Annotated in this window: 15 protein-coding genes and 1 pseudogene; 8 read left to right on the top strand and 8 right to left on the bottom strand. The window is 57.0% G+C overall.

Annotation, left to right across the window (positions count from 1 at the left end):
• Positions 1-6 precede the first annotated feature (6 nt).
• Both KR541_RS16590 and KR541_RS16585 read right to left on the bottom strand, forming a co-directional pair.
• Positions 7-1,830, bottom strand: a complete 1,824-nt coding sequence (locus KR541_RS16590) for a hypothetical protein (RefSeq protein WP_216089651.1) — start codon at positions 1,828-1,830, stop codon at positions 7-9.
• Positions 1,831-1,905: 75 nt separating this feature from the next.
• Entirely contained in the window at positions 1,906-2,253 is a 348-nt protein-coding gene (locus KR541_RS16585; RefSeq protein ID WP_216089650.1) for a helix-turn-helix domain-containing protein, read from the bottom strand.
• A 168-nt stretch (positions 2,254-2,421) separates the two neighbouring features.
• Between KR541_RS16585 and KR541_RS16580 the strand changes: the two genes are divergently transcribed.
• The 4 genes from KR541_RS16580 to KR541_RS16565 are packed head-to-tail and all read left to right on the top strand — an operon-like array spanning position 2,422 to position 6,803.
• Entirely contained in the window at positions 2,422-3,519 is a 1,098-nt protein-coding gene (locus tag KR541_RS16580) for a CBASS cGAMP-activated phospholipase (RefSeq protein ID WP_216089649.1), read from the top strand.
• Complete coding sequence (locus tag KR541_RS16575; protein ID WP_216089648.1) at positions 3,519-4,556, top strand: cyclic GMP-AMP synthase DncV-like nucleotidyltransferase; 1,038 nt, start codon at positions 3,519-3,521, stop codon at positions 4,554-4,556. The genes KR541_RS16580 and KR541_RS16575 overlap by 1 nt, the downstream gene beginning before the upstream one ends.
• Positions 4,549-6,339, top strand: coding sequence for a ThiF family adenylyltransferase (locus KR541_RS16570; RefSeq protein WP_216089647.1), 1,791 nt, complete (start codon positions 4,549-4,551; stop codon positions 6,337-6,339). The genes KR541_RS16575 and KR541_RS16570 overlap by 8 nt, the downstream gene beginning before the upstream one ends.
• Positions 6,336-6,803 carry a Mov34/MPN/PAD-1 family protein gene (locus KR541_RS16565; RefSeq protein WP_216089646.1) on the top strand — a complete coding sequence of 156 codons (468 nt, stop codon included), beginning with the start codon at positions 6,336-6,338 and terminating at the stop codon, positions 6,801-6,803. Before KR541_RS16570 ends, KR541_RS16565 begins: the two co-directional genes overlap by 4 nt.
• 159 nt (positions 6,804-6,962) lie before the next feature.
• Here KR541_RS16565 and KR541_RS36700 read toward each other — a convergent pair.
• Positions 6,963-7,500, bottom strand: a pseudogene (locus KR541_RS36700) (transposase); the annotation flags it as partial.
• A gap of 199 nt (positions 7,501-7,699) precedes the next feature.
• Here KR541_RS36700 and KR541_RS16550 point away from each other — a divergent pair.
• Positions 7,700-8,910, top strand: a protein-coding gene (locus tag KR541_RS16550; RefSeq protein ID WP_141661769.1) for an IS3-like element ISBcen6 family transposase whose coding sequence is annotated in 2 segments (ribosomal slippage) — positions 7,700-8,015 and positions 8,015-8,910 — 1,212 coding nt in all. Because the reading frame shifts where the segments join, the coding sequence is not laid out codon by codon here.
• 32 nt (positions 8,911-8,942) lie between these two features.
• On the opposite strand, the gene KR541_RS16545 is transcribed toward KR541_RS16550, so the two are convergent.
• Positions 8,943-11,195 (bottom strand): type I restriction enzyme HsdR N-terminal domain-containing protein, encoded by a 2,253-nt coding sequence (locus tag KR541_RS16545; RefSeq protein WP_216089644.1) that lies wholly within the window; start codon positions 11,193-11,195, stop codon positions 8,943-8,945.
• A 368-nt stretch (positions 11,196-11,563) separates the two neighbouring features.
• On the opposite strand from KR541_RS16545, the gene KR541_RS16540 reads away from it, so the two are divergent.
• A complete protein-coding gene (locus tag KR541_RS16540; RefSeq protein WP_155754313.1) occupies positions 11,564-11,917 on the top strand; it encodes a hypothetical protein in 354 nt (117 codons plus the stop codon).
• Between the two features lie 670 nt (positions 11,918-12,587).
• On the top strand, positions 12,588-13,379 hold the full coding sequence (locus KR541_RS16535) for an 8-oxoguanine DNA glycosylase (protein ID WP_216089643.1): 792 nt from the start codon (positions 12,588-12,590) through the stop codon (positions 13,377-13,379).
• A 15-nt stretch (positions 13,380-13,394) separates the two neighbouring features.
• Here the strand turns inward: KR541_RS16535 and KR541_RS16530 are convergent, their stop codons facing one another.
• The 3 genes from KR541_RS16530 to KR541_RS16520 are packed head-to-tail and all read right to left on the bottom strand — an operon-like array spanning position 13,395 to position 15,836.
• Positions 13,395-14,057 (bottom strand): nitroreductase family protein, encoded by a 663-nt coding sequence (locus tag KR541_RS16530; protein ID WP_216089642.1) that lies wholly within the window; start codon positions 14,055-14,057, stop codon positions 13,395-13,397.
• Positions 14,044-14,640, bottom strand: coding sequence for a 7-cyano-7-deazaguanine synthase (locus tag KR541_RS16525; protein ID WP_060040214.1), 597 nt, complete (start codon positions 14,638-14,640; stop codon positions 14,044-14,046). The genes KR541_RS16530 and KR541_RS16525 overlap by 14 nt, the downstream gene beginning before the upstream one ends.
• Positions 14,637-15,836 carry a PfkB family carbohydrate kinase gene (locus KR541_RS16520; RefSeq protein WP_216089641.1) on the bottom strand — a complete coding sequence of 400 codons (1,200 nt, stop codon included), beginning with the start codon at positions 15,834-15,836 and terminating at the stop codon, positions 14,637-14,639. The genes KR541_RS16525 and KR541_RS16520 overlap by 4 nt, the downstream gene beginning before the upstream one ends.
• 655 nt (positions 15,837-16,491) lie before the next feature.
• On the opposite strand from KR541_RS16520, the gene KR541_RS16515 reads away from it, so the two are divergent.
• On the top strand, positions 16,492-16,773 hold the full coding sequence (locus KR541_RS16515; RefSeq protein ID WP_216089640.1) for a hypothetical protein: 282 nt from the start codon (positions 16,492-16,494) through the stop codon (positions 16,771-16,773).
• A gap of 636 nt (positions 16,774-17,409) precedes the next feature.
• Here the strand turns inward: KR541_RS16515 and KR541_RS16510 are convergent.
• A complete protein-coding gene (locus KR541_RS16510; protein ID WP_252996661.1) occupies positions 17,410-17,892 on the bottom strand; it encodes a hypothetical protein in 483 nt (160 codons plus the stop codon).
• Between the last annotated feature and the right edge of the window lie 2 nt (positions 17,893-17,894).

Genomic DNA, 17,894 nt, shown 5'->3' with positions numbered 1-17,894 from the left:
TTTTCCCTAACGCGTCCTCTTCGTGGACGGTGAGGAGCGACGGTGTATATTTCGGATGGCCGATTCTGGGCGTCGCAATCGTCGATTTAGCTTGATTAGTTTGTTTGGCTGCGAACCCGTTGCTGAACTCGTGCTCGACTTCGGCTCAGGAAGCAGAATCGTCCACCATGCTATCGGGGGGATTGAATCGCCGATGTTGGCTTCATACTCACGCAACCGTGCCAGGCCCGGAAACTCGTCAATCGCGCGGGCTATGAGGCGGCGCGCAGAATCCTCATCACCAGCAAGCCTATACAACTCAGCGATGGTGAGCGCCCCCGCTGCACCGAGAACGGTACCAACATTCAGTTTTTTGCCTCCATATCTACGTCGAATATATGTGTCGAATATCGCTTCGCAGCTTTCCGCGCTCCAAGGCGGCAAATGACCTCCATAGACGTACAGAAAGAATCCTTCGGGGCATTCCGTGTCCAACTCGCTAATGAAATTGTCCATGCACTTCCGATAATGATGCCTTTCCTCTTTTGGCAGGAAGTGAGAGAACAAAAAGTGAAGCGCAATTAGTGGCCGTCGTTGCTCAGGTTTTGCCAGTGACGGCAACAGCACCTCAATTTTTTTTGTGACGCCGCGGATGTCCGTGACTGGCGAAGCACTCAGCAGCGCCTGCTCGACTTGCTCTAAGAATCCATTCAAATACAAATAAGCAGACTGGACGGAATATCCCTCCGCATTATGTATCCACATACTTGGTGCAAGCGGCGCCCGCAATAGATTAGGGAAGTCGTCCATGTATGCGACTTCCTCGGATTCTGTCGTCGGGGCGCGAGAAATAAACTCGAGAATTACAGTGCGCGCAACGCGTGCTAGCCCCTCAAACGTCAAAAAAGGCATGCCATCCACGGCCATCAAATCGGTCAATGCCATCGGCGATGCCAGCAGTCGCGGTATCGACTTCAGTGCGTGGACATAACCGGAACGGACGTTATACGCATTCTTCAGCGCAACTTCCAAGTCCCCCTTACCTACTGGCGCTACTCGCCCCTCGGCTTCGCCCCGAAAAAAATCGGGACCAAGATGAGCCAAGGTAAATTCGCGAAACCTTCGGCTGATAGCAACATGTTCTGCCCCAAGGATTGCTTCGCGAACAGCGAGCGCGACATCAGTTGGCACCCCTTCGAGAGCGCGGTCAACAGGCTGTCGTTTCTTCTGGTCGTAATCGTCCCACTCAGGGCTAAAATCATCGAACTCCTGCGCGAGCGATTCGATAGCGGCAACCAGTAGGGCATACGCAAGGTCTAGGTCATCGGCCAGACGATGAGTTGCCGTCACGTACCGTCGAATCGCTTTCATTGCGCCAGAAAACGATTTGCGCTCGAGCTTGAGCAGGTCGTCCAAGAAGGTGGAGAGACGCGGGCCGGCCTGGACGTCGTATGGCAATGACATATCAAACATTTTTGATATGTATTGCTTGGGAAGTTTGGGAATACCCAATGGCGGCCGTTGGGCCGTGAGCAGGCGCATCGCCAAGTCGTGGTCTGGCGTCAACAGGCGCTGCAGGGAAAACGAAGATACAGCGGCAAAATCATGAATGAATGCATCTGGGCCGACTGACAGAATTACGCCTGCTGCGCGAACGTTCGGCTGGCGCTCGATAACCTCGCATACGAAGGTTTCGATGTCTCCCCAGCGCGCCGCTGGTGATAAATTCCCGGCCGGTGTCGCAATGCAATCGCCCGGCAATATATGGAAGTTCGAATACAGCACGCCTCGATGAATCGTGTCATGCGTTTCGTTAGTGCTGAAGAACTTGCCGGTGCTGATTTGTAGCATTGTTTTATCCGTGGACTAGTGCCTGCGCCACGAATTCTTGGTGCACTCGTGACTCTGGTTGTTGCACGTAACAAATTAGCGGTCCAAATCATTTTCCCCATCGAGTTTGACCTTCCGACGTACGCGAGGTGGCGTCAGTCGAGACAAGGGCGTCTGCCGCTCCGGCAACGTTGGCTGTGGCAACGCGACCTGCAGGCCCCGCAAGCGCTGACACGCACGTAGCGCCGCTACCAATGTCTCGATGGTGCCCGAACCGTCCCGCTCGAATCGCTGGTAGGTCCTCAATGGAATGCCGGCCGCCCCAGCAAACTCCAACTGCGACTTGTTCTGCCTGATGCGCTCAGCACGGACACGGTCGCCGATTGCTCGAGTTATCTCGAAGTTGTCCATGCTATCGAAACCAGATATTTCATAGATTTTCATAACTATAATCTGTGGATAACGTTTGCCAAAAATAATAACACGCCAAATATGGCGTGCAAAATGTGGCTAATTGACAGTCGGAGTTTCTTAAGCTTAAAGTTGCTAGGTCAAAACTACCGGCGTCGATAGCCGACAACGACAAAAATGCCTGAGAGCAAACCTTACCGAGTGCTTTCGCTCGACGGCGGTGGCGTGCGCGGTCTGTACACCGCAGTTCTTCTTTCAGAACTGTCGCGCCGCTTCGCTGCGCAGGACCGTGCGGACCCGGCGCCCGACTTCGACCTGGGTGCCCAGTTCGACATGATTGTCGGGACGAGCACCGGCGCGATTCTCGCAGTTGCTCTGGCGGCAGGCGTCTCCCTTACCGAGGTCGCGCGGTTGTTTCGCGACGAGGCCGCGGGTATCTTCCAGCATCCGGTCCCCGAAGGTGGTATCAGATTGGTGAGCTGGATTTTGAGGCATCTGCGCAAGCCCGCGAACGCACCTGAGGCACTCTGGGTGGCGCTCTCCGAGGTGCTTAAAAACGAGACGGTCAAGCAGATGTACGAGCGTCGCGGCATTGCACTTTGCATCCCAACCGTCAACGTCGAAACGAACAAGGCTTGGGTGTTCAAGACGCCGCACGACCTCAAGGAAAACCGCTTGCATCGTGACGATAACTACAAACTAGTCGACGTTTGTATGGCGTCGGCTGCGGCGCCAATTGTCTTTCCGCTGAAATCCGTCACAAAGCCGGAAGACGAGGCACAGGTGAACTGGTTCACCGACGGCGGCTTGTGGGCGAACAATCCATCGCTCGTCGCGTTGACCGAGGCGCTCACGATGGCCGAAGCGGAGCGGCCGATTGAGTTGATGGCGGTCAGTACTTGTCCGCCTTTCAAGGGTAAGACGCTTCGTTATCGGGATGGGAGTCGTGGACTCCTCGGCTGGAAAGGCGGCCTTGGCATTGTGGAGGTTGCGCTCGACGCGCAATCCTTCGCATACCACTACGTCACGAAGGCCGTTGCGGACACAGCGAATCGGCCCGTCCGCTATGTTCGCCTGATTGACCCCGATGTCCCCACCGGCCAGGCAAAGCATCTGAGTCTCGACAACCCCAGCCGGCAATCGCTGGAGTTACTGACCAAGCTCGCGCACGACGCGGCGGACCTAAACATCTCTGCTGCTACCGCGCAGCAGAATCCTGAACAGCCGCTCATACGCGAGTTCTTCCGCGGTATTCAGCCACTTGTCGCATCGAACGCAGTCCCATCTGGAGAAAGTTAATGGCGAATGTTAACAAACAACTTCTTGCCTTCTTTAAGTCTGAGGTTGCGCTCACCGAGGCGACGAAAACGGATATGCGTAACCGCCGACGTAGCTGCGAAGAACGGCTGGAGCGCGGATTGGAACGGAACGAAGACCCGGAAGTCGACAGGTTCGTCAAGCAAGGGTCATACGCGATGCACACGATGGTCCAGTCTAACTCCATCACGTCGGACATCGACAATGGTGTCGTCTTTCACGAAGACAAGCTTGTTGGCGACCGCGGCGGCAAGTTCAGTGCTTATGACGCTAAGTGCATGGTGCGCGACGCGTTGAACTACGACAAGGCATTCGAGCGTGAGCCCGAAGTGCTCAAGAACTGCGTCCGGGTTTTTTACAAGGACGGCTTCACTATCGACATGCCCGTCTATCGAGAAATCGGCAACGGTGACGACGCCAAGTATGAACTCGCGGCGGCTGACTGGAAGCATTCCGACCCGGAGGCGGTTACCGAATGGTTTCAAAACAACGTGACGCAGAAGAGCCCGGATACGGTTGATGGGCGCCAGATGCGCCGCATGGTGCGCTTGCTGAAGGCATGGTCGAAGAGCCGCGCGTCGTGGTCGTTGCCCAGCGGCTTCGTGCTGTCGATTCTCACCAACGAGGTCTATCCGCATGGTGGCTATCCGGACCGTGAAGACCTGGCACTGTTTCAGACGGTGCAAAAGATGAGAAATCGACTGCACTGGAACCTGACCGTAAGCCGGCCTGTCCCCGAGTACGAAAACGTGACGAAGTCGAATTCCGACGCCAACATGGTGAGTCTGCGTGACAAGCTTAACGAAGCAGTAGACCGTCTGGCTCCCCTTGCCGACGCCTATGCAGCGGACCTTGAAGCGCTCAAGGCGCTGAAGTGGTTCTTCTGCACGGAATACTTCGATGAAGAGATTGAATCGCTCGAGGAAGCCGCGAAAGCAAGTGCGAAGTTCGTTTCGACAGAGTCGCGTCAACCCTCCGGGCCGGTTGTGAAGTCGGGCGGCGAAGGGCGCTATGCCTGAGAGCGCGGTTGCGATGGAGCTTCCGGAGTCGGTCCGGGCGCCGACGTTCGTGAGTCTCGTCGAATGTTGGCCTGGCACATCGGAACTCACCGAGGCCGCACTGACGCGCCTATACCCCAACCGGCGGTTCACTCTGGGATGGCGGATTCCGGCGTCAGAATTGGGGCTACCGGAACCACTCATCGTTGCTCTGGAGCGGGAAGGAGCTTTCCGGGTGCCGCGCATTGCGGTCGAACGACGCCCGGTGCCGTGCGAGATGCCTCATCTCGAGAGCGATGGTGTGTTCTGTTTGCTGCCGTCGTCTATGCCGATTAGGCTGCCTGTCACGGGGGAGTTGGCGGTTTATCTCGTGAAGGAAGCCGTCAAAGTCTATTCGGATGCGTTGACCGGTGCTAACCGGAAAGACTATCTCGACGAGTTCGGTACGTACTGGACTCTGGACTGCGCTGCAGGGAGTAGCGTCTACGTCTGGCTTGGCGATTTTGTGCAGACGCGCACGGTCTACGCCGTAAACGCGGCGACGAGCGTGATGGTCGCCGACTCTGCCGAGTGCGTTGAAGACTGGATGAAGAAACTGGGGCATCAGGTCAAGCGTCAGAGCATCCGCAAAGCAACGTTCGTGCGCTTGAAGAAGCCGCTCTATCCGGAGGACTATCCGTCGAACTCTGCCGAGCTTCTCCGCCTCCTGTTCCATCGATGCCCGGACGCAGTGGAGATGGTCTTGACGTCAGTTCGCCTCGGCGAAGACGTCGTGGTTGTATGGTGTTTTGAGCATGACGGTCAGCCGGTGATGGGCGCGACCATCACGCGGGTCCAACATCAATTCCCCCACCCTCACAATCGCGGCCAGACCTTCTTGTCTGGGCGCAACCGCGTGAGGGTTCCGGCGAACGTCCTGACGAACAGGCTGTCGCAAGCCAGGTTTCCGAGTAAGCGGGCATCTGTTGTCCGAGTTGACAGCGACTTTCTTGTCCGACGCACAGCGGGAGACGTCGCTGATGCGGTGAAGAACCTCAATGTGGTCGTGGTGGGTTGTGGCGCGTTAGGCGCGACGGTGGCGATGCTTCTAGCACAGGCCGGCGTGCGAAAAATGAGCCTCATTGACGGAGACACCCTCACTTACCAGAACATCGGCAGGCACATATTGGGCGCGCATTACATCGGGCGAAACAAGGCGGAGGCGTTGCGCGACGAAATCAATGCGAGATACGTGGACTATTCAATTCTCGCATTTGCGTCGAAATGGCAGCTCGCGCGGGAACGCAACGTAAGGCTTTTCGAGAAGGCCGACCTCGTTATCAGCGCGACTGGTGACTGGATTTCCGAGGCTGAACTGAACGCTCTGCTCGAGGCCGCGGAAGTTCCACCGACCATCTTCGCATGGCTCGAACGATATGGGGTTGCAGGTCACGCCACTTTCGTGTCGGCTGACGCATCGCTGCAATGGGCGCTGAACGAGTATGGTGAAGCGATGTGCCAGGTAGCAAAGGTACCGGGCGACACTCCGCGAGAGGCGGCATGTGGTGCGTTCTATCAACCATTTTCGGCGGCAGCCTCAGCTGAGGTTGCCGCGATGACTGTCAGTCTGGTCATTGCAGCGGCGACGAGCGAGGTCACGACGGGGCAAACATGGACGTGGGTTGGACAGTACGAAAATCTGTTGAAGACGGGCGCCGAAATTAAGCCTTTCTGGCGCCCGCTGGTCTTCGACGGCCCAGGCTTCCAGAAGGTGTACCGCCATCAACTCGTGCCGCCATCGAATGAGGCTGTTAGCCAGCAATGAGTACGCATTATCTGACAGCCTTCGGGCGCGTCGAGCTGAGTGACGACGTGCTGGATACGCTTTACCGTAATCGCCAGTTGAAGTCCACGTCAAGCGAAGCGGGTGGGCAACTGTTCGCGCGCTTTGATACGGACACAATGGTCATTTTGCGAGCGACTGAGCCGACGGCAAGGTCGCGGCGCGGAAGGACGTTCTTTTGGCCTTCCCGACCCGACGAGCAGAAGGAAATAAAAGCGCTGTTTGCCGAAGGACTGCACTACGTGGGCGACTGGCACTCTCATCCCGAGCCCTTTCCAGAGCCATCGTCGGCAGATATCGCCAAAATGGAAGGCATATACAGCGAATCGCAGCACGAGTTGAACTGCATGATGATGCTCATTGTGGGTACGAGCGAGGCCGCCGCCGGGATTTGGTTGGGTAGCATCTCGGATGACGGCGTACAGCCTGCCAGGCTAGTCGACTGAGTCCAGCGTGCCCTCCCTGCGGCTGACGCGCCCGTTATTCGAACACGCTCGAGTGCAGAGGCGGAGAGACGTACCCTCGATGCTTGCCGGCAACTACAGTCGCGCACTGAGAAGGTGCTGCAGCGCATGCGGGTGCTGCAACACGTCGCCGAGACGTGAGGCAACCAGCGCTTGAAGTTCGGTGACGAGCGGCATGTCGTCCAGTGCGGGCGTCTTGCGCCGGTCGCCCCATTCAGCGGGGCGCTTCAATTTGACCGCGAGATTCGAGCGCGACACACCCAGGACTTCACAGACCGTCTTCAACGGTCGTCCCCCGGCAGCAATGGTGAGCGCGCAATCAATTTTTTTGCTCGACCGTACTCCACTGCTTCACGGAGAATTTCCACTTCCATCGTCTTTTTGCCCAGCAGCCGCTGGAGTTCTCGAATCTGCTTCATCGCTTCGGCCAGGTACGATGCCGGAACCACCTGTTCGCCGGCACTGACCGCCGACAGGCTTCCATCCTGATAGAGCTTGCGCCAGGCAAAGACTTGGTTGGCACTCACTTGATGGCGACGGGCAACACCGGAAACCGTGGCACCAGGCTCGAAAGTCTCGCGCACTATTGCGAGCCTCTCCCCGGAACGCCGGCGGGGCTGCTCAGGTTGGTCAGAACTTAAACCGACTCTACGTTGTTATTAGGCTTAAACTTAGGCAGAAAACCACCTCATAATTTACGCGTTATTTCGTGTCCGGTATTCATTGGAGCCGACCCAAAACGCTTTTTTCTATCCAAATATAGTCCCGCAGCAAGTGCTATCAGTGGAGTAGCCCCCTGAAACGCCGGACACAGTCACCCACTTACAATAACGGGTAGGCATAGGACTGTGTTTTTGACTAACACTAGGCAGGAAGTGATGGAAGTGTTGACGGGCCCGGAGCGTCGGCGGCGCTGGACGGCGGAGCAGAAGCTGGCGATGGTTCGCGAGAGTTTCGAGCCGGGGAAATCGGTTTCGATGGTCGCGCGCCAGCACGGCGTGAATCCGAACCAACTGTTCCACTGGCGCAAGCTGTACCAGGATGGGAGCCTGTCAGCGGTCAAGGCCGGCGAGGAAGTAGTCCCGGCCTCGGAACTGGCCGATGCACTCAAGCAGATTCGTGAGCTGCAACGGATGCTCGGCAAGAAGACCATGGAGAACGAGATTCTCCGCGAAGCAGTCGAGTATGGCCGGGCAAAAAAATGGATAGCGCACTCGCCCTCGCTGCCGGAGGACGACCAGTGAAACTGGTTTGTGAAGTTCTCGGCGTGTCGCGCTCGAACGTATCGGCACGACTGTCGCGTCCGGCGACGTGGCGCGATGGCCGTCAATCGAGGCAGAGTGACGACGCGGCCGCGGTCGAGGAGATCCGCCGGGTCATTGGCGATTTGCCCAGCTATGGCTATCGCCGGGTTTGGGGCATCTTGCGCAACGAGCGCGTTGCAGTCGGACTGGCGCCGTTTAATGCCAAGCGAATCTATCGCGTCATGCGCACACATGGGCTGCTGATGCAGCGCCGACCGATTCCACCTCGGCCCCAACGTCGACACGACGGCAAGGTAGCCGTCGAGCGCAGCAATCAGCGATGGTGCTCGGACGGCTTCGAGTTCCGCTGCGACAACGGCGAGCCGCTGCGCGTAACGTTCGCGCTGGATTGCTGTGACCGTGAGGCGATGAGCTGGGCGGCTACGACGGCAGGCCACAGCGGCGACATCGTGCGCGACGTGATGCTGGCTGCAGTGGAAAATCGGTTTGGCATCGAGTTGCATACGCCGTCCGAAATCGAGTGGCTGAGCGACAACGGTTCGGGCTACACGGCCGACGACACGCGTCGGTTCGCAGTGGCCATCGGCCTGAAGCCATTGACCACGCCGGTATGCAGCCCGCAAAGTAACGGGATGGCCGAAAGCTTCGTGAAGACGATGAAACGCGACTACGTCGCCTTCATGCCGAAGCCGGACGCAGCGACTGCTGCACGCAACTTGGCCATCGCGTTCGAGCATTACAACGAGAAGCATCCCCATAGCGCGCTGAAATACCGCTCGCCTCGCGAGTTCCGGCGCTCGATGGATTCAGCAACCTTAGTGTGAGGCTGTGTCCGGTATTACAGGGTCAACTCCAATCAGTGCCCATCGTAATACTCCCCGAGAGCCGGAATAATTAACTCATTAAGTGCCTCTTCCGCCCATCTCGAGTTTTCGGCAGATGCCAGAGGCCGCATATGCATTAGCGCAGTCCTTGTTCTATAAAGCTGAGCAATGTTATTCTCGGATGCGACACGCTCAACCCATGTGCCACGCCAATCCGTATGAGCAAGTAAGCACCTGAACAATGTTAGGGTTATGGGTTCGATTACACCGTAGTTTGGACAGACAACCACCGTGTCGTCGAAATGATGCGTCATAATCATGTTAGTCTTGTCGCCCCGACGCAACGGCACGGGCACCTTCGAAAGCTCAAATAGGATAGCGGGCATTGCATCCACCGGGCCACCATCCGTATCGACCTCTGTATGCATTCCGGCAATATGGCTTAGAATGAGAGGCTCAACAGCATTCACCACGCAAACGGTATCGTCGGTAGATAACTCCGGGGATACACTCGGTTCAGTAGCGCGCATTCGATTAAAAAGCGCCGAGAAAAGCCGATGAATCTCGACGGAATCCGGGCTTGCTACGCGTGCATCTATCAGTGCCTGCGCACAAATGACATCACCCAGAGGTAGCAACACCGCCAAGCCCGAGAACCAGCCCACTGCATCCTCCAAGTCAACTGAACAGCGCGTTAGCAACTCAGCGCCGATGCTAGCGGCTAGTTCAGATGCAACAAGCTCGGGTAGCAGAACCGTTAACGCAGGCGCGTTCGACACAATCTGCTCTTTAATTACACTGCGCACCATCAGGTCATTGACGCCAGATTCCCCCAGGTGGGCTATCGCGGTATTTCGCGGTATCACGAAGCTCGTGGCTGTATCGGATAGGGCAGCCGGAGCATCGAGTGCAACGTGGGCATCCTCCAGAATCGCTTTCGCAAGGGAGTTTACGGCAGACCGAAGTTGAACGTGGTCATCGAATCTGTCGCGCGTGTGACGAATCAAGTCGAGGCTTGCCATCGATGGGAGTTCAACGTACGTCCCACCATCCACGGCTCGAGCAGTGGGTGGAACCTGGCCGACCATTGTTCTCAGGAACCAGGGCATGCGATATTCTTGCGCAAATCTTGCACCATTCATCAGGCCAACCGAATGTTCTGAAAGGTGCCGTTCGGCATCTTCAAATTCTTCGTCAGAAAGAGGTAGTAGGTCAACGAGCTTTGCCAGTTTTCCGATTCGAGACTTAGAGACGCCATTTTCAGAAAATCGGAGATGCATCCCCACGGAGGTGGTCATCGTAGCAACCACTGAAATATGCTTGCCAAACCCTGCGCCGACAATCTCTACAATTTCTCTCGTAACCTGTGTATCGCGCGATAAATCATCGACTAAAAGAACAAGTCGGTGACCTTGTGATGCATGTGAGAGATTGCGCAGCCAGTCCCTTGCCTCGCTTGCCGTTATCGGCCATTCTAGGTAAGTTGTAAGGACATCTGCGATGCGCTGGAATATACCGCCGCCTCCTTCGCTTGCAACAAATAGGCAAACCCTCTCATCGGTATCGACTTGACCGACAAGCTCCCGCAGCACGTTGCTTCGACCGGAGAGCGGTGCACCTTGCAACAGTATGAGCCGTGCTCCCATCGATAGATGATTGTGGATTTGTTTCGTCGCAGTCCGCGGCACAATAAAACTTTCGACGAACGGTTGCTCCCAATCTTGCCACCCTCCGGTTGCATCCTCGAGCGCTTCCGCTGTTGCCTGTTCGATTGCAGTGGCCCATACGCTCGAGGCGGGACCCAACAAGGTTTGGATGGCTCTTTTCAGGTTGTCAGCGGCAACTTTGCCAGCGACTGCAATCAGCTCCTTGAACTTGCGCTCCTCCACGGTGTCCCCTGGAAGCAACTCGCCAGTCATGCTGTCATAGACCTGTGTATTTCCACTTCCGTTGGTAACAATTACCAAAGGAGGCCGCGCGGGAAAGAGCCGGGCATATGACAATCCTTGTTCGGCGTCGGCTTTTGTTAATGTCAGCCCTTCCTTCTTGAGTTCAACAACGGCGATTGGCTCGCCATCCTCCGTGCTGACAAGAATATCAGTTCGCCCCTCGATACGTGAAACTTCTTTTCCGTCTATTTCGAATTTTCGATGACCAATCTGAAAGGAAAATTTTGTCTGATGCTCTAGCTTAATGTTCCACGGAAAGAGCCGTTGAAGAATTGGGCGCAATTTGGCCTCAAGAGTCGCCTCATTTTCCGTTTTTGTAAGTTTTTTGAAAGACATAGCTCAACCAAACTTTGAGTAAATTGGTTCGTACCGTTTTGTCGAATCTGTACAAGAGTCACTGATTCTGAAGCCGCCAGTGGGCTGCTTCCCCTACGAGGCCGAGCACGAGTCAACTGCGGAGCTCCGAAGTACGACGCTCACGAAAGTCTCCACGCATGACGACAGTACAGTTATCGACCCGACATCGAAAAACTTAAGCTCCGCATGCTGCGCACGAGGAGAACCTACTATAGTCAGGCTTAACCCTATTGGTCGCGGATTCCTATTGCTGTCGTTCAGTACCTTGACGACGGGAGCGAAGTCCGGAAAAACGTGCACTTGCAGTAGAATTGCTAGACCACGGAGACCACACCAAGGATAATCAAATGGCATCAAAGGTACGCACATACGCGGTACATACGCGAAATGGCCACGGCAATAGTATTGAACGGATGGTGGGGCAAAGCAAAAAGGCTCTAGAACTGGAGATTGATAAGCGACAGCTCTATTCGCCGGATGTCAAGATAGAGGGCATCGTCCCAATAGGATGGGCTACCGTCGAAGCGGCGCCAACCGAGGACAATGACGGCGTGGAGTTTCACGTTGGGACCGGCGACCAAAAGTTCATCGTTCGACGTAACGAGCCTGGCTTCACCCATATAGTGCGACAGTGTCCTGAGCAGGTAAGAAACGTTGAGGACTACATCGACGAGTTGAATGCGCCTTACGACAATCAGTAGCGCACCCTGAGGGCGCCGCCTCCCATGTCTCGGTGCCCGAATACGGGGTTAGCACGCTCCCATACTTACTATTTCTTGAGGTATAGCCCAGTCAGGCAATTGTGAGCCGTCGGTGTGAGGACCGCGCTTTCCGTCTATGGGCTCGACTTTTCCGCGACTGGGTGCCGGGTGTACGCCTGGTCGAAGCGGAGCATGCTGCCAAGGCAGTGGAATGGGCGAGCAAAGCGTTTGGCACTCCATCACGCCCGTCAGTGCGATAGTGGGGCTCGCCTTCTATTTCATCAAGAGCCTTGGCGAACAGGCGCGACTCGAGCTTCGGACCATGCTACGCGAACAATTCGCCAACGCGGCCTGATGATGCTGGATGTTCGCCACTGTGCTTACGCCCTGTCGGACCCGCTATACTGCGGGACGTGACAAAAAATTGGGGCTCGAATCAACTGCTGGCGAAAGTTTGTGCTGCGACCGTCTGCCGCACGAGCGTCGTTTCCCGCGGCCCCATGGCTCTCGTTAGGCCACGAACGGAAATCCGAGAATCGAAATACTTCCTTCCTATACTCGTAGGCAGCGACCCGCCTATCGAGTCGCGGAAGGACTGATGTATGATGCGACGCCCCGCGGATGTACTCCAGCTGCGCACGAAAAAATTACCAGACAAGCACCGGTCCAGATGCAAACCATGTACGCCCACATCGCAGGTGAACTCCGCGAACTGACCCTACCATCAGTGAACGAAGAAGTGCTCCCTGGCATCTGTTGGGGGGCGTTCGATGAGCTGATGACTCCGGCCTACTGGCGCGGTCAAGCTTGGCAACACACGGAATCCGGTACCTTCTGCGACTTTCGCCTTGGCCGCTCGCTTGAGGAGGAGGTTGCTGCGTGTCTGCTCGGAGGCTGGGGGATGCCGGCCGAGCTGGCCTTGGCTGCGTATTCACGCGTTCGAGAGCGAAACCTTCTACGAGGGGGCATCACTGCGCAAGAGCTCGAAGAAGCGTTGAGCGAGCCGTTCATCTTCCAAGGTCGGGAGCGCAAATACAGATTTGTTCGACAGAAGGCACGGTATCTGAGCGGCTGCCTTGAGCAACTGGCCGGCTTCGTTCCGCCCGAAGACGACATCGCTTTCCGGGACCGGTTGAAGGAGCTGCCGGGCATCGGCCTCAAGACGGCTTCGTGGATAGTTCGCAACCTTCGCCCGCAGAGCCAGGTTGCGATTCTGGACATTCATATTCTTCGAGTTGGCCAATACCTTGGCCTGTTCCCGGAGGACTGGCAGCCAGGGACGCACTATCGACAACTTGAAGCGCGTTTCATCGCCTTCGCGCGCGCAATCGATGTCTCTGCAGCCACGCTCGACGGTCTCATGTGGGACCACATGCGTCGCATGTCAGCCATTATGCGAAAGACGCGTGCGCAGGCCGAGCAACTCGAGCTCTTCGCAGACGATAGCGTCAGCATTCACTAATCGAAGCCGTGCCGGTCAGTCTTGTACTGGCAATCCAATTGCTGCAGCACCGACCGCAAGAAGTTGCTCCCCCGACGGAAGGGCTGAAACAACTTCGTTGCCGAGTATGCCCAGCGGGCAGAAGCCGAGCCTGAACAGCTCGGCTACAAGCGCAAGCGTCTGAAGCGTGGCACCAGCGTCGCGCCAAACAAGCGTCTCGCTATGCGCGTACGCGCTCATCGGACGAGCCATGTCTGCAACGAGCGTGACGAACGCCCCGTTCGCACTGGGAAGCATCTGTTGGCATTTGCTGACCCACGCGTCGCGCACCTCGGGGGGGAATGTGAGCTTCTCAAGCATGCCCGAATCGGCATTGACGCGAAAAACGGCCGACTCGGCGAATAGCAACACCGAGATTGGATGGATTGCGCCGGCCGATAGTGTTGGACGACGGCTTCGTCGCAACGGGTCACCTTCTTTCCAGAACCGGGGCGTTAGTGCGAAAAGCAGCGCGCCAACCGTCAGCTCCAGCGGAGCTGGCGAGAGTATGCGAGTGGAGCGGCGTTGCTCGAACACGTCGACGAACGTCCTTCCTGCCGGAGCGCTGAATGGTTCGCACTGCATGCTCGATTCAACCGGCCAGGTGTAATCCAAGTGCGGACCATCACCCAGCGGTTGCGGGTCTTCAGTACGGGTCAAACCCGAGCTCCTCTAGTGTCTCGTAATGCTTTCTGCAGCCGCGGCACATCCCGCAAGCTTCATTGGCTACGTGACAGGAGTGAGCCCACGCGAGCAAGTCGGTTGGAACGCTGGACGTTTTGATGAGCTCCGCGCCACTCAACTTGATAGCGGGAGCTTCAAGCGTTATCCCGCCTTCCTGACATTGCAGTACCGCACTCATGGCTGCGATGAACTCAGGCTTCCCATCCGCGTGGATGCCATCGGTCCGAAGCGAACCTATCAGGAGCTTATTCACATTGAGCGTGACAGCCTTCATTGCAGCCAGAGTAACCAGCATCTGGTTGCGAAAGGGCCACCACTCCGATACAGGAGCGAGCGTCGCGGGCGCCAAGCCCGCCATATCGCCGCTACCCATTGCGCTCAAGTCGGCATCAATTACGTGGTGCTCGATGTTCAGCGCTTCACACACTGCAGCGGCCGCACGCACCTCTGCCTGGGCTGCTCGCTGGCCGTACGCCACTGTGATACCGACTTCCGGACGCACCCAGTAAGCGATGGCGACCGAGTCCATCCCCCCGGACAGAAGAAGTGCGGTCCTCATGCTTTCCACGCCGTGTGATGCAGCGCCGTCACAAAGTCGAAGAACATGCTGCAGTCCGAGCCAACAACCATTTTCAGGTCTTCCTCGTTAACTGCCTGTGCTAGCGCATATACGGGGATGCCCTTCGCGCGAGCATATCCGACTTCGAAGACGGTGCCTGCGTCGAGACCATCGAGAATCGCCAAGACTCGGTCGCATGAGTTCAAAGCTTCGATGTCCTTCGGCCCCACCTCGCGAGCAGGACCTCGACCAACATCATGAACCGGGGAGAACACATCAAGGCCGAGCTCAGCCAGGCAGCGTCGCGCCTCATCCACGAGCCACCGTTGTCCAAGGTTGAAAAACGGGCTGGCCAGATAGACCTTCCCGGAAACCGTGGACGAAGGCGTGCGCTGAGCCTCTGACAGTTCCTGAGCTGGGACTGCAGGCAATCCCATCGTTTCCGCGTATAGCGAAACGGCACGCGAAGCAAGTTCGGCCGCGGTAGCGGGGCCGACGCGGTGTACCGCCCATTGCGCGGCAAAGATGGCAGCAAACACGTCACCCGAGCCAATGGTCCATACCATTTCGCTACGGTAAGCGGGGATATGCACCTCTGCACCGTCGGTGGTGTACACGTATGCACCGGCCGGCCCCGACTTGACCACAACAACTTCAGCGCCGCGCCGCAATAGTGTCGCTGCAGCCGTCTTCGGGTTCGAGTCCCCAGCCATCGCGGTAATCTCGCTTCGGTTGGCGACAATCGCGAGATGCTCGGCTTGGCTGCCGTTATCCCAAAACGGTTCCGGATGAAATGCGGATTGTGGGTCGTAGACGCACCATTTCGCGTTCACCCTCCCTGAGCCCTCCAGCATCCCGAAACGCAGCACTGCATCGGCGCTCACTTCGATTGGCTCGTGCACATGAATACGCGCGAGAGCCGGCCGAATTACAGGTGTCGACATGCAATGCACGTATTCAAACGAAATACCAGCCCGAGCAGCGGTTATTACCACGTCGAACCTGTACAGCGTTGCCGCTGTCTTGAATTCAGTTTCGACGTCCGGGTGCGCATAGGTGTGCAGCGTCACCTTGTCGACGTGACTGACGAGCGCGGTCGCCGCTCGTCCACCAGAGCCAAAGATTTGGTCCCATACGGGCCAGATGCAGTGTTCGTGATAGACGCCGCCAACGACAGTAATTTCGCTTTGAGTCATGCCAGTCGCACCCGCACTTGGCAGGAGCCACCTTGGATACCCAATACCTCTGCGACGTACCGACGGCCGCTCTGAATGCATTCGATAATCTGAAGCATGGAGCGCGAAGTAATAGACCCGACGATTTGCCCGGAGTTGTCCTGCACGACGAGTCGTTGGGGTGGCCCTGCCATAAACACCACGTTGAGCAGGCTGCCCGGTCCCACGTTACGCAATGCAGCCGGGGACACCGAATTGAGGGACGTCACTTCGTCGATGACACATGGGTCGCCTGCCACGACGCCTCCGCCTCCACCACCTTTCGGCTCCGGCACTGGTGCTTTCGGTTCCGGCCGCCAATCACCACCACCACCACCGCCTCCAGACATACGTCCCCCGCATTATTGGTGTGTAACGTTAAACGCCTATCGGGAATACCCGCATATAAATCGTTTTACATGCCGACGCCGGCTTATTAATGTCAAAAGCCAACATCGCTTCCGAAGCCTCTCGATAGGTGCGTGGACATCAATTCTAAACGGAGTCACTCAATAGTCAAAAAAAGTTTTCCAATGATGTCTTTATTGACTGACATCAACACTATTGGCACGCAACAGTAATAGACGCAAATAATGCTCGGGGACTTGTTATCGACACCCGGAAGTGTTTGGGCACGATGAGCTTCGCGGTGCCGTCGGACTTCATCAGTGAGTGCCGGTTATCGGGCTTTGGCGAGCCGTGCGCGACATTGTTCCAACTCCCTGGCGAGCGTAACTATTTCCGTTTGCATTTGCGCTGCTCGCCGGAGAAGCTGTCCCACCTTGTACCAGTACTCGTAGCCCAAATCGCCGTCGTCCATGGCCAGTTCATGGATTTTTTGCAGGGCAATCCTGAGGTCAATCTGATTATCGGCATACATCTCGCACTCTCCATCGACGTTACACCCAGCCTGGACTGACGGCATGCTTGATAACCCGCAGTTGCGGAAGCCTTCCGGGCCGATTGTGAGTCCCGCGCTTCAAACCTAGTCCGCCCGATGCGGTGGCTCATTCCCGTTTTATGGTCACAGGTGCTGCTTATACTCGAATGCAGGGACGTACACGCCATCCGCCGAGCGCAATGCCGCCGGGTGGTGAGGGCCGCCCCGTCCGACGACGGGCTTCGGTGGTGGGGTCCTTGCCGCTCACGCTGGCGAGGTGCTGACCGCCAGGGCGTGGGGGACATCGAGCACTGGGGGGATGCCGTGAGAAGCTCGACGCGCTGGCGAAGATAGAGGCGCGAGGCGAAATGTCTGTCGGGCGAGGCCGGCTCCATACCGAAGCGGGGTGGCGGTGGCTGAGTGAAGGCGCATCCCGGGCAGACCTGCCAGGGAGGGCTGGGCTCAGCCTCACCACCCGAAGCTGAAGAAATATGCATCTGTTTTTGGGCTGAGCCCGAATGGCACACTTGGTCGAAACTGCAATACGCATGATTCCGCCGCTTATCGAAGTGCATTACCAGTATGCTCGACCAAGCGTGCGGTCTCCTTTGATGCATTGCTCTTGATACAGAAAGGTACCCACGCGGGCATGCTAGTGAGCCACGATGATGCGCATCAGCGCCGGTTCTTTTTCGATATGCGAGTTGCACGGTCCGCTCCTAATATGGTGCGAGCGATGGACAGATTCGCGTTCGTGAGGTGTTGTGGCTCTACGGTGTATCCATAGAGCTGATGTAGCGCGACGGCCACACCGCACGAACGCGAATAGCCACCCTCACAATGAACGACCACCGAAGCTATTTCACCTGGTAGCGCTTCAATGAATGAACGAATCTCCTGAGCCTGCGCTTCGGTAAAGGCATCGACGAGCCTGCTCCTCGCCCGGTGTGACAGCTCCGGGTTCAGGAAGTCCACATCAGCGAAGCTCAGGCGCAGCACATGAGCAAAGTTGCCAATGTTGGCGGGAGGGCGCTCTGGCGCCGTAATTGAGATGACGGCAATCGACGAAAGCTGCGGAAGCTTTTCGGCATCTAAACGCGACAACGCGAACACCTGGCGCGTTCCGTTGCTTGGTGGCCTGTACAGCTTCCCAACGATGT

The organism is Burkholderia sola, assembly GCF_905400185.1.
Lineage (GTDB): Bacteria > Pseudomonadota > Gammaproteobacteria > Burkholderiales > Burkholderiaceae > Burkholderia > Burkholderia sola.
This window is presented reverse-complemented; position numbering and strand designations above follow the sequence as displayed.